The 13,162-nt window shown below is 67.4% G+C and carries 6 protein-coding genes; all 6 read left to right on the plus strand.

Annotated features, from left to right (window positions below):
• Positions 1 to 1,231, plus strand: a 1,231-nt coding sequence (locus tag ACFO6S_RS17075) for an Ig-like domain-containing protein (RefSeq protein WP_378419010.1), incomplete at its 5' end; no start/stop codon positions are given.
• A gap of 356 nt (positions 1,232 to 1,587) precedes the next feature.
• Positions 1,588 to 3,018 (plus strand): Ig-like domain-containing protein, encoded by a 1,431-nt coding sequence (locus tag ACFO6S_RS17080; protein WP_378419012.1) that lies wholly within the window; start codon positions 1,588 to 1,590, stop codon positions 3,016 to 3,018.
• Between the two features lie 125 nt (positions 3,019 to 3,143).
• Positions 3,144 to 5,741, plus strand: coding sequence for an Ig-like domain-containing protein (locus ACFO6S_RS17085; protein ID WP_378419014.1), 2,598 nt, complete (start codon positions 3,144 to 3,146; stop codon positions 5,739 to 5,741).
• 464 nt (positions 5,742 to 6,205) lie between these two features.
• On the plus strand, positions 6,206 to 9,367 hold the full coding sequence (locus ACFO6S_RS17090) for a beta strand repeat-containing protein (RefSeq protein ID WP_378419016.1): 3,162 nt from the start codon (positions 6,206 to 6,208) through the stop codon (positions 9,365 to 9,367).
• 395 nt (positions 9,368 to 9,762) lie between these two features.
• The gene (locus tag ACFO6S_RS17095; protein WP_378419018.1) at positions 9,763 to 11,193 is read left to right on the plus strand and encodes an Ig-like domain-containing protein; all 1,431 of its coding nucleotides are present in this window, start codon (positions 9,763 to 9,765) and stop codon (positions 11,191 to 11,193) included.
• A 129-nt stretch (positions 11,194 to 11,322) separates the two neighbouring features.
• A complete protein-coding gene (locus ACFO6S_RS17100) occupies positions 11,323 to 13,068 on the plus strand; it encodes an Ig-like domain-containing protein (protein ID WP_378419020.1) in 1,746 nt (581 codons plus the stop codon).
• Positions 13,069 to 13,162 lie beyond the last annotated feature (94 nt).

The following is a 13,162-nucleotide window of genomic DNA, read 5'->3' on the forward strand; positions in this document are numbered from 1 at the left end:
TGTCGCGACGACCACGGTGGTGACGGGTCCGGCCTCCGCGGTTGCGGGTGCGGATGTCACGTTGAACGTGCAGGTTTCGCCGGTTCCGGCTGGTGGCACGGTGCAGTTCAAGGACGGTGCGGCCGATCTGGGTCAGGCCGTGACGTTGGATGCGGCCGGTAAGGGCAGCATCACGCAGCAGTTCGCCGCTGGCGACCGTCAGATCACCGCGGTGTTCTCGGGTGCGGGTGAGTTCCTGACGTCCACTTCGGCTGCGCACACTGTTGCGGTTGCTCCGCCGGCTCCGGTGGATGTTGTGACGACGACGGTGGTGACGGGTCCGGCGACGGCTGTTGCCGGTGCGGATGTCACTCTCGCCGCACAGGTTTCGCCGACTCCGTCGGGTGGCACGGTGCAGTTCAAGGACGGCACCACCAACCTCGGTGGTCCGGTGGCCGTGGACGCTGCGGGCAAGGCCTCGATCACGCAGAAGTTCGTCGCGGGCAATCGTCAGATCACCGCGGTGTTCTCGGGTGCGGGTGAGTTCCTGACCTCCACCTCGGCTGCGCACGCGCTGTCGGTGACGCCGCCGGCGCCGGTCGGTGAGGTCACCACCACGAGTGTCACCGGACCCGCGACCGCCACCACCGGTGGGCCCGTTGACCTGCGGGCGAAGGTGACGGTCGGCTCGAACGGTGCACCCATCGCGTCCGGCGGAACGATCACCTTCAAGGACGGCGGCACCGTCATCGGCAAGACCACCAATGCGATCGGTGGGCAAGCGCAGCTGAGCCACACGTTCAAGACCGGGGGCGCGCACTCCGTCACCGCGGAGTTCTCCGGCATCACCGGGACGTTCCTGGCATCGGTCTCGCAGCCCCTCGCCGTCGAGGTGGCGGTTACGCCCGTCGAGGACGTTGTCACCACCACCGTCCTGAAGGTGCCTGCGGCGGCAACGACCGGCGTCGCGGTGAACCTGATCGCGACGGTTTCACCGTCTCCGGTTGGCGGCACCGTCCAGTTCAAGGATGGCGAGAACAACATCGGCACCCCGCTTGCGCTGGTCAACGGCAAGGCGACCCGTTCGTACGCCTTCCCGACCGCCGGCGACCACCAGATCTCCGCGGTCTACAGCGGTGCGGCGGGCTACCTCACGTCGAGCACCGAGGTCACCACGGTTCCGGTGGTCGACGCTCCCGTCGAGGAAGATGGCGCGGGTGGATCGCTCGGCACCCTGTTCGGTTCCTCCTGAGGCTTCGGCCGCTGAACTGAGCTGAGTTCGTGAGTGTGGCCCCCGTCGGAAGTCCGGCGGGGGCCACACTCACGCGTGCCGAGAATCTCCTCCGTTGGCTTGGTGACGGAATTGCCCGGATTTCGCGGTTACCACCTAGTAACATTTTGGCCGTCGGGCCGGGTTGGCTTCGTTGGGGCGGGAAAATGGCAGGTCAGATGGTTGTCGAATCGCCTCGATGCCATTGCGAGAGGCGCCGAAACGGCCAATTAGTTTTCAATTGGTGATCCGCCCGTGATTGGCGGTGAGGTGCGTTACCCTGGGCCGAATCGGAAGCAGTTGGACGGTCGTCTCAGACTGTCGGCGAGAGGGAATCAATGACTCAGAGCAGTATCCGTCGCGTGGTCGGTGGCGTCAGTGCGTTGGCCGTCGCGGCTGGATTCGCGACAGTTCTCGGTGCCGGTGTGGCAGGTGCCGCCCCGGGTTCGGTGTCCTGGTCCGACGGTGACAGCAACTTCGTCCGGACCGTCAGCAACACGACGCCGGTCGAGGGTGAGGTCGTCACGACCTCGATGAAGTTCACGCGGAGCGCTCCCGGCGTCGTGGAGTACGTCCAGGCGGTCAAGGACTTCCATCCCGCGTGCCTGACGTACGTGGACGGTTCGGCGAAGGTCGACGGCAGTCCCCAGGGCCTCGAGAGCCAGGGTGCGGACTTCGCCCGGGTCACCGGCAGCTGGGCGGTGTACCCGAACATCAACCCGAAGTCGCACACGTTCGAGTTCTCGTACAAGGTCGGCGCGAACTGCGACCGTGACGTCGCGATGAACACCTGGACGGACTACTCCGGTTCGCTGGGTTCGGGCAGCTACCCGAACAAGGGCACGAACGTCACGGTGAGCAAGAACGTCACCACGACGGTGTTGGCCGCGGTTCCGGCCGGCGTCCAGGTGGGTCAGGCCGTGCCGCTGACGGCGACGGTCACCGGCGGTGCGGCCGGCGGCAACGTCGACTTCTTCGACGGCACCGCCCAGATCGGCTCCGGCACCCTCGACGCCGCCGGCGTGGCGACCGTGTCGTGGACCCCCGCCGTTCGCGGCGCCCACGCGCTGACCGCGAAGTTCGCGGCAACCAGCAAGGCGAATGCCTCGGCGTCGGCCCAGCAGAACATCCAGGTCGCGCAGTCCGACGCGGTCTCCACGACTGCCTTGGCCGCGGTTTCCGGAGCTCAGGTCGCTCGCTCCAGCACGCTGAAGGCAACCGTGTCCCCGGCCGGTGCCGGCGGCACCGTGGTGTTCAAGGACGGCGGCGCGACGCTGGCCGAGGTCAACGTGGCGGCGAACGGCGAGGCCACCTACGCCTGGGTGCCGGCCACCGCGGGTGACCACGCGATCACCGCGACCTTCTCCGGTCGTAGCGGTGTCACCGGTTCGACCGGATCCCAGACCGTGACGGTGGCGGCTTCTTCGACCGAGAACACCGCGTCGAGCACGGTCCTCACTGTGGGCGCGAACCCGCAGGTCGGTCAGGAGTCGTCGGTCTCGGCGAAGGTCACCCCGGCTAACGCCGGTGGTTCGGTGACGTTCAAGGAGAACGGTGTGGTGGTCGGTACCGCGAATGTCGACGCGAGTGGCGCGGCCAGCACCCTCTGGACTCCGTCCGAGGCCGGTCTGCGCAACGTCGTCGCCGAGTTCTCCGGTGCGGGCACGGTGAACGCCTCCAGTGATGCGGTGTCGGTGGACGTGGCGACGGGCAACCCGGGCGGCGGCAACGTCGGCGGCGGCAGCCTCGGCTCGCTCTTCGGTAGCTAGTTTCCCCCTTCGGGGTCCCGGGCTCGGATCCCCTTGCCGTGGCACCGCGGCGGGGGATCCGTGTCTGAAAATCATGCGTCCAGCTTCGGTGGGCGACCACTCCGATCGTCGATTGAGAGGAAAACATGTCTGTAGAAAACACCCGCCGGGTGATCGGTGGTGTGAGCGCGTTCGCGGTTGCGGCCGGGTTCGCGGTCACCGCCGGCGTCGGGATCGCTGGTGCGGCGCCGGGCTCGATTACCTGGACCGACGGCAGCAGCAAGTTCACTCGCACTGTCAGCAACACGACTCCGGTCGAGGGCGAGACCGTCACGTCGGCGATCAAGTTCGAGCGGACGGGTGGCGTCGTCGAGTACGTCCAGGCGGTCAAGGACTTCCATCCGGCGTGCATGACGTACGTGGACGGTTCGGCGAAGGTCGACGGTTCGGCGAAGGGACTCGAGAGTCAGGGTGCGGACTTCGCCCGGGTCACGGGCAGCTGGGCGGTGTATCCGAACATCAACCCGAAGTCGCACACGTTCGAGTTCTCGTACAAGGTCGGCGCGAACTGCGACCGCGCGGTCGCGCTGAACACGGGTATGGACTACTCCGGCACTCTCGGTAGCGGTGGCTACTCCACCAAGGGCCCGACGATCACGGTGAGCAAGAACGTCACCACCACGGTGCTCGACGCGGTTGCGGCCGGTGTGAAGGTGGGCCAGTCGGTTCCGCTGTCCGCGACCGTCGCCGGTGGTGTGGACGGCAATGTCGTCGAGTTCTTCGACGGGACGACGAAGGTCGGGCAGGGTGCGCTGGCCGGGGGCAAGGCGACGTTGGCGTGGACGCCTGCGGCCGCGGGTGGTCACTCTCTGACGGCGAAGTTCCTGGGGACGACGAAGGCCAACGAGTCGGTCTCGGCGGCGCAGAACGTGTCGGTCACCGCGGCTGATGTCGCGACGACCACCTCGGTGACGGGTCCTGCGACGGCGGTCGAGGGTACGGACGTGACCTTGGACGTGCAGGTTTCGCCGACTCCGTCGGGTGGCACAGTGCAGTTCAAGGACGGCGCCGCGGACCTCGGCGGCCCGGTGGCCGTGGGCGTGGACGGCAAGGCCTCGATCACGCAGGCCCTGCCGGTGGGCGACCGCAGCATCACCGCGGTGTTCTCGGGTGCCGGTGAGTTCCAGGCCTCGACGTCGGCTGCGCACACTGTCGCGGTTTCGCCGCCGGCTCCGGTTGACGTTGCGACGACGACCACGGTTTCGGGTCCGGCGACGGCTGTCGCCGGTGCGGATGTCACTCTCGCTGTACAGGTTTCGCCGACTCCCTCGGGTGGCACGGTGCAGTTCAAGGACGGCGCCACCGATCTCGGCGCTCCGGTGGCGGTGGGCGTGGACGGCAAGGCGTCGATCACGCAGGCCCTGCCGGTGGGCAACCACGCGATCACCGCGGTGTTCTCCGGTGCGGGTGAGTTCCTGACCTCTACCTCGGCTGCGCATTCGGTTGCGGTGTCGCCGGCGGAGGTCACGACGACCACCGTGGTGACTGGCGCGACGACCGGTGTCGCCGGTGAGAATGTGAGCCTGGACGTCCAGGTCTCGCCGGCTCCGGCCGGTGGCACGGTGCAGTTCAAGAACGGTGCCGACGCCCTCGGGGCTCCGGTGACCTTGGATGCGGTGGGCAAGGGCTCGATCTCGGTGCCGTTGGCTGCCGGTGACCATGCGATCACCGCGGTGTACTCGGGTTCCAACGAGTTCCAGGGCTCGACCTCGTCTGCGCACAACGTGTCCGTCACCCCGGCTGCGCCGGCCGACGTGACGACCACCACCACGGTCGCCGGTGACACGACCGGTGTGGTCGGTACCGATGTCGCTCTGAGCGTGCAGGTTTCGCCGGCTCCGGCCGGTGGCACGGTGCAGTTCAAGAACGGTGCCGACGACCTCGGGGCTCCGGTGACGTTGGATGCGGCGGGCAAGGGTTCGATCTCGGTGGCGTTGGCTGCCGGTGACCATGCGATCACGGCGGTGTACTCCGGTTCCGGCGAGTTCCTGACCTCGACCTCAGCCGCGCACAGCGTGTCGGTGACGCCTGCGGCTGCCGTCGACGAGGCCACCACCACGGTGCTGGCGCTTCCCGCGAACGTGAAGACCGGTGTCGGCGTTGACATCTGGGCAACCGTGAAGGCTCCGAACGGCGATCCGATCCAGTCCGGCGGAACGGTCACCTTCAAGGTCGACGGCACCACCATCGGTACCGCCGTGAACCTCGTCAACGGTCAGGCGAAGGTCAACCACACCTTCGCGACCGTGGGACCCCACTCCGTCACCGCGGAGTTCTCCGGCGCGGCGGGGTTCCTGGCATCGGCCTCCACGGTGGGCACCGTCGAGGTGTCGGCGCCCGACGCCAACGACGTGGTCACGGCCACGGTGCTGACGTTGCCCGCATCGGCGACGACCGGCGATGCGGTGAACCTCGTCGCGACGGTTTCCCCGACTCCTGCCGGCGGCACCGTCCAGTTCATGGACGGCGCGACCAACATCGGCGGCCCGGTTGGGCTCACCAACGGCAAGGCGACCCGTTCGTACGCCTTCCCGGCCGCCGGTGATCACCAGATCACCGCGGTCTACAGCGGGGCCCCGGGCCACCTGGGCTCGAGCGCCGAGGTCGGCACGGTGACCGTCACCGACGCGCCCGTCGGCGGCGGTGCGGGTGGATCTCTCGGGAACATGTTCGGTTCCTCGTAGGGGTTTCTGGCTTCTGAGCTGATCGAGTGAGTGTGGCCCCCGTCGGATCTCCGGCGGGGGCCACACTCATCTCTGCTCACCTCCCATTCATGACAAGGAATTTGAGCCGCAAGAACGGTTTCCTGCCGATTTTGGGCAATTCGTCAGCGATACGAATTAAATTTCCCCTGGTGACTATTCAGTGAATTCTGCGGGTCGGGGCCTGTTCCTTCGGTGAACCGTAAAGACGCTGTTCGGGGCATGTTTTTGGCGGTGAGTTGCGGCCTGATGGCGTGTCGTTCAATTGGACGAATGGTTGAGCCATTGGGTGGCAATTAGCCCGCGAATAACAAATCCTGCGCTACCTTGTGTCGAATCGAATCAACTGGACGAGCGTCCTGGACGCTCGTCCTGGACTTTCGGTGAGAACGAACCATGACTCGGAGCAGTGCCAGTCGCAAGTTCACAGAATCAGAGGAACGTCCATGATGTATCGAGCAACACGGCGCGGCGTCGCCGCCGGAGCGGCCACCGCACTGGCGATCGGCACGCTGACCATCTTCGGGACCAGTGTCGCCAACGCTGCCCCCGTTGTGCGTGACTGGGCCGACGGAAAGACCAGTTTCAACCGCACCATCAGTAACGGCACCCCCGGAGTGGGCGAGACCATCACGGTCACCACCAAGTTTCGGCGAACCGACAACATCACCGAAACGATCAACTGGATCACCGACGTGAACCCGCCCTGCCTGACCTACGTCCCAGGCTCCGCCAAGGTGAACGGCAACCCGGTCACGCCCGCGGTCAACCCCAACCGTGGTGGCACGCCGCCGTCCGGCACCGTCACCGTCAGTGGGCTCACCCTGGTCAACGCGCCGGGCACCAACAATCCCTCATACAGCGTCGACTACAAGGTCGGCGCCAACTGTGCCCTCGGCAGCACCCTGCAGACCGGCATGGACTACAGCGGCGACCGCGGCGCCGGCTACTACGGGTTCGGCGGCCCCAACATCACGGCAGGCAAGGGCAACCCCGCCACCACGCTCGCCCCCGTCGCGGGTGCGGTCAAGGTCGGCCAGTCGACCACGCTGGCCGCCACCGTCACCGGCGGCGGCAGCGCAACGGGCAACCCCGTCGAGTTCTACGACGGTGCCACCAAGATCGGCCAGGGAAATCTCGACGCCGCCGGCAATGTCACCCTCGCGTGGACCCCGGCAACCGCGGGCGGGCACAGCCTGACCGCGAAGTTCCTGGGCACGGCGACCGCGAACCAGGTGGTCTCGGCGGTGCAGAATGTCACCGTCACCCCGGCGGATGTCACCACGACGACCACGGTGACCGGTCCGGCTACCGCTGTCGCGGGAGCAGACGTCACCCTGGACGTGCAGGTCTCGCCCGTTCCGTCGGGTGGCACGGTGCAGTTCAAGGACGGCGCCACCAACATCGGCGGCCCGGTCACCCTCGGTCCGGACGGCAAGGGCAGCATCACTCAGCAGTTCGCGACGGGTGCTCGCAGCATCACCGCGGTGTACGCGGGTGCGGGCGAGTTCCAGGCCTCCACGTCGGGTGCGCACAATGTGACGGTGACGCCGGCGAATGTCGACACCACCACCACGGTTTCCGGTGACACGACCGGCGTCGTCGGTTCCGATGTCGCCCTGACGGTGAATGTTTCGCCGGCTCCGGCGGGTGGCACGGTGCAGTTCAAGAACGGTGCGGACGATCTTGGTACTCCGGTGACGTTGGATGGGGCAGGCAACGCGTCGATCGCCGCGCCGCTCGCTGCGGGCAACCATGCGATCACCGCGGTGTATTCCGGCTTCAACGAGCACCAGGGTTCGACGTCGGGTGCGCACAACGTGACGGTGACGCCGGCGAATGTCGACACCACCACCACGGTTTCCGGTGACACGACTGGCGTCGTCGGTTCCGATGTCGCTCTGACGGTGAATGTTTCGCCGGCTCCGGCAGCAGGTGCTTTGGTGCAGTTCAAGAACGGTGCGGACGACATCGGTGCTCCGGTGGCGTTGGATGCGGCAGGCAACGGCTCGCTCTCGGTGCCGCTGGCTGCGGGCAACCATGCGATCACCGCGGTGTTCGCTGGTGCGGGTGAGTTCCAGGGTTCGACGTCGGCTGCGTTCAACGTGGCGGTCTCCCCGGCGAATGTCGCGACCACGACGACGGTCACCGGTGACGCCACCGGTGTCGTCGGGTCCGATGTCGCTCTGTCCGCGCATGTCTCGCCGGCTCCGGCCCTCGGCGGCAAGGTGCAGTTCAAGAACGGCGACGACAACATCGGTGGTCTGGTCGACCTCGATGCGCAGGGCAATGCCTCCATCGCGGCGCCGTTGGCTGCGGGCAACCATGCGATCACTGCGGTGTTCTCCGGTTTCAACGAGCACCAGGCGTCGACGTCGGCTGCGTTCAACGTGACGGTGACTCCGGCGAATGTCGCGACCACGACGACGGTCACCGGTGACGCCACCGGTGTCGTCGGCACCGATGTCGCTCTGTCCGCGCATGTCTCGCCGGCTCCGGCTCTCGGCGGCAAGGTGCAGTTCAAGAACGGCGACGACAACATCGGTGGTCTGGTCGACCTCGATGCGCAGGGCAATGCCTCCATCGCGGCGCCGTTGGCTGCGGGCAACCATGCGATCACTGCGGTGTTCTCCGGTTTCAACGAGCACCAGGGTTCGACGTCGGGTGCGTTCAACGTGACGGTGACTCCGGCGAATGTCGCGACCACGACGACGGTTTCCGGTGACTCGGCCGGTGTGGTCGGGTCCGATGTCGCTCTGACGGTGAATGTTTCGCCGACTCCGGCGGGTGGCACGGTGCAGTTCAAGAACGGTGCGGACGATCTCGGCGCTCCGGTGACGTTGGATGCTTCGGGGAACGGCTCGCTCTCGGTGCCGTTGGCTGCGGGCAACCATGCGATCACCGCGGTGTACTCCGGTGCGGGTGAGTTCCAGGGTTCGACGTCGGGTGCGCACAATGTGGCGGTGACGCCGGCGAATGTCGACACCACGACGACGGTTTCCGGTGACTCGGCCGGTGTCGTTGGTTCCGATGTCGCTCTGACGGTGAATGTTTCGCCGACTCCGGCGGGTGGCACGGTGCAGTTCAAGAACGGTGCGGACGACATCGGTGCTCCGGTGACGCTGGACGATCAGGGCAACGGCACAATTGCGGTGCCGATGGCCGAGGGCAGCCACGTGATCACTGCGGTGTTCTCCGGCTTCGGTGACCACCAGGGTTCGACCTCGGCCGCACACAACGTGACCGTGACCCCGGCGGCGGCGACCGACGAGGCCACCACCACGGTGCTGACCCTTCCCGTCGACGCGAAGGCCGGTGTCGCGGTGAACCTGGTCGCGACGGTTTCCCCGACTCCGACCGGTGGCACCGTCCAGTTCAAGAACGGCGGCGTCAACATCGGCAGCCCGGTCGGGCTCACCAACGGCAAGGCGACCCGCTCGTATGTCTTCCCGACCGTCGGTGACCACCAGATCACCGCGGTCTACACCGGGACGGCCGGCTTCCTCGGCTCGGACTCCGATGCGGGCACCGTCTCGGTCGGCGAGGCTCCCGAGCCCGGTTCCGGCAGTGCCAGCGGTTCCCTCGGCAGCCTGTTCGGTTCGTCCTGACGACTGAACTGGTGATGTGAGTGTGGCCCCCGTCGAATCTCCGGCGGGGGCCACACCCCTTTGGTGGACGATTTCATTCAAAGCGCGGAATTTCGCGAGGCGCACGAATCGATTCACGGTTCGAAATATCGTCAGCAATGCGAAACAGGTGGCCTCCGGTAACGGCTCGGTGACCTCCCCTTGTCGGCTGCTCTGCGGCCGAGGAGGGGGAAATATAGTGGTCAGAACTGGTTTGTCCGATACGTCCCGCTTCCGGTTGGGGTGGATGGCGCGGGTCGTTCATGCACCACTTCTTTATCGGGTGATCCAACCGTGATTGACCGCGAATTGCGTTACCCTGGGCCGAATCGAAACCAGTTGGACGGTCGTCTCAGACTGTCGGCGAGAGGGAATCAATGACTCAGAGCAGTGCCCGTCGTGCGGTCGGTTGTGTCAGCGCGTTGGCCGTCGCGGCTGGATTCGCGACAGTTCTCGGTGCCGGTGTGGCAGGTGCCGCGCCGGCTTCGGTGTCCTGGGCCGACGGCAACAGCAACTTCACCCGGACCGTCAGCAACACCACGCCGGTCGAGGGTGAGATCGTCACGACCTCGATGAAGTTCATGCGGAAGGCTCTCACTGTCGTCGAGTACGTCCAGGCAGTCAAGGACTTCCACCCCGCGTGCATGACGTACGTGGACGGCTCGGCGAAGGTCGACGGCAGTCCTCGTGGGCTCCAGAGTTCGGGCCCGGACTTCGTCCGGGTCACGGGTGACTGGTCGGTGTACCCGAACATCGAGCCGAAGTCGCGCACGTTCGAGTTCTCGTACAAGGTTGGCGCGGACTGCGACCGTGACGTCGCAATGAACACCTGGACGGACTACTCCGGTTCGCTGGGTTCGGGCAGCTACCCGAACAAGGGCACGAACGTCACTGTGAGCAAGAACGTCACCACGACGGTGTTGGACGCGGTTCCGGCAGGCATCCAGGTGGGTCAGGCCGTGCCGCTGAAGGCGACCGTGACCGGCGGCGCCGACGGCAACATCGTCGAGTTCTTCGACGGTGGGGCCAAGATCGGCCAGGGTGCACTCGCCGGCGGCGTCGCGACCGCGACGTGGACCCCCGCGGTTCGCGGTGCACACGCGCTGACCGCGACGTTCGCGGCAACCGGCAAGGCGAACGCCTCGGCGTCGGCCGCGGTGAACGTCCAGATTGCGCAGTCCGACGCGGTCTCTACGACCGCGCTGGCACCCATCGTCGGTGCGCAGGTCGGTCGGTCGAGCACCCTGAAGGCGACCGTTTCCCCGGCGGGCGCCGGGGGCAACGTGGTGTTCAAGGACGGCGCCGCGACGCTGGCAGAGGTTCCCGTCGGCGCCAACGGCGAAGCCGTGTACTCCTGGGTGCCGGCAACCCCGGGTGCGCACGCGATCACCGCGACGTTCTCCGGGCGCAGCGGGGTTGCCGGCTCGAACACCTCCGCCAATGTGACCGTGGCGGCGCAGCCGACCGAGAACACCAGCTCGACCACCGTGCTCACCGTCGGCGAGAACCTGAAGGTCGGCCAGGCGTCGACCGTGTCCGCGAAGGTCACCCCCGGTAACGCCGGCGGGTCGGTCACCTTCAAGGACAACGGCGTCGTGATCGGCACCGCCACCGTCGACGCCAACGGCGAGGCGAGCAGCGCGTGGACGCCTGCCGTCGCCGGCCAGCGCAGCATCACGGCCGAGTTCTCCGGTGCCGGCACCGTCAACGCGTCCGCGGACAGTGTCTCGGTGGCCGTGGCCGAGGGCAGCAGCCCCGGCGGCGGCGAGACCGGCAACGGCAGCCTCGGCTCGATCTTCGGCAGCTAGTACCAGTACCACACCTGATCAGGGCCTCGGGTCGATCGCAGCCACAGCGTGGCGGTTGACCCGAGGCCCGATTGTTCTCGGCCCCTGCGGTTCCCGTGGCCGTCTCGGTTCGTCGATTGAGAGGAAGACATGTCTGTAGGTAACGCCCGCCGGGTTGTCGGTGGTGTGAGTGCGTTTGCGGTGGCGGCCGGGTTTGCGGTCACCGCCGGCGTCGGGATCGCTGCTGCGGCACCGAGTTCGGTGTCCTGGGCCGACGGCAACAGCAACTTCACCCGGACCGTCAGCAACACGACGCCGGTCGAGGGTGAGATCGTCACGACCTCGATGAAGTTCATGCGGAAGGCTCTCACCACTGTTGAGTACGTCCAGGCGGTCAAGGACTTCCATCCCGCGTGCCTGACGTACGTGGACGGTTCGGCGAAGGTCGACGGCAGTCCCCAGGGCCTCGAGAGCCAGGGTGCGGACTTCGCCCGGGTCACCGGCAGCTGGGCGGTGTACCCGAACATCAACCCGAAGTCGCACACGTTCGAGTTCTCGTACAAGGTCGGCGCGAACTGCGACCGTGACGTCGCGATGAACACCTGGACGGACTACTCCGGGGGGCTGGGTTCGGGTAGCTACCCGAACCATGGCGCGACCGTCACGGTGAGCAAGAACGTCACCACGTCGGTGTTGGCCGCGGTGCCGGCGGGTGTGAAGGTGGGTCAGTCGGTTCCGTTGACCGCGACGGTCACCGGTGGTGTGGACGGCAATGTCGTCGAGTTCTTCGACGGGACGACCAAGGTCGGGCAGGGTGCGCTGGCCGGGGGCAAGGCGACGCTGGCGTGGACGCCTGCGGCCGCTGGTGGGCACTCGCTGACGGCGAAGTTCCTGGGGACGACGAAGGCCAACGAGTCGGTCTCGGCGGCGCAGAACGTGTCGGCGACCGTGGCTGATGTCGTGACGACCACCTCGGTGACGGGTCCGGCTACGGCGGTCGAGGGCACGGACGTGACCTTGGACGTGCAGGTTGCGCCGACCCCCTCGGGTGGCACGGTGCAGTTCAAGGACGGCGCCGCCGATCTCGGCGCTCCGGTGGCGGTGGACCCTGCGGGCAAGGCGTCGATCACGTGGGCCCTGCCGGTGGGGGACTACGCGATCACCGCGGTGTTCTCGGGTGCGGGTGAGTTCCTGACCTCCACTTCGGCTGCGCACTCCGTGACGGTCTCCCCGGCGGTCCCGGCCGACGTCGCCACCACCACGACCGTTTCCGGTGCGGCAACCGCCCAGACCGAGACCCCGGTTGCGCTGTCCGCCAGCGTCTCCCCGACGCCGGCCGGTGGCACGGTGCAGTTCAAGGACGGCGGCACCGACATCGGTAGCCCGGTGGCGGTCGGTACCGACGGCACGGCGGCGACCACCGCGTCGTTCGCGACCGCAGGCGCGCACGCGATCACCGCGGTGTTCTCCGGCGCGACCGGATTCATCGCGTCGGTCTCGGATGCGCACACCGTGACGGTGACCGCTCCGGCGCCGTCGGACGCCCAGACCGCGACCACCCTCACCGGTCCGGCCACGGCGTCGACGGGCGTCGCGGTGACGTACGAGGCCAAGGTCGCGCCGGCTCCGGCCGGCGGCACCGTGCAGTTCTTCGACGGTGACACCGCCGTCGGCGACGCGGTAGCGGTCGGCGCCGACGGCAAGGTCTCGCTCACGCACACCTTCACCGCGGCGGGCACCAGCACCCTCAAGGCCGTGTACGGCGGCACCAACGGTTACGTCGGCTCCAGTTCCGCAGTCCTGATCGTCACCGTGACGGGCGAGACCCCCGTGGACCCGGGCCCCGGCACCGGCGGCGGTACGGGCTCCCTCGGCAGCCTGTTCGGTTCCTCCTAGCTGGTCGGCTCGGCACGATTCCGCAGCGCCCCGCCCCGGTCTCGCGACCCGGGACGGGGCGCTGCGGTGTTCGTCGATCCCTGGCCTCGGGCTG

This window comes from Rhodococcus kronopolitis (assembly GCF_042654025.1).
Classification (GTDB): domain Bacteria; phylum Actinomycetota; class Actinomycetes; order Mycobacteriales; family Mycobacteriaceae; genus Rhodococcus_G; species Rhodococcus_G kronopolitis.

What these genes read in the sequence shown, in the direction of transcription:
- ACFO6S_RS17085 (WP_378419014.1), top strand. Translation starts at nt 3,144, where the DNA reads ATGTCTGTAGAAAACACCCGCCGGGTGATCGGTGGTGTGAGCGCGTTC.
- ACFO6S_RS17100 (WP_378419020.1), top strand. Translation starts at nt 11,323, where the DNA reads ATGTCTGTAGGTAACGCCCGCCGGGTTGTCGGTGGTGTGAGTGCGTTT.
- ACFO6S_RS17080 (WP_378419012.1), top strand. Translation starts at nt 1,588, where the DNA reads ATGACTCAGAGCAGTATCCGTCGCGTGGTCGGTGGCGTCAGTGCGTTG.
- ACFO6S_RS17090 (WP_378419016.1), top strand. Translation starts at nt 6,206, where the DNA reads ATGATGTATCGAGCAACACGGCGCGGCGTCGCCGCCGGAGCGGCCACC.
- ACFO6S_RS17095 (WP_378419018.1), top strand. Translation starts at nt 9,763, where the DNA reads ATGACTCAGAGCAGTGCCCGTCGTGCGGTCGGTTGTGTCAGCGCGTTG.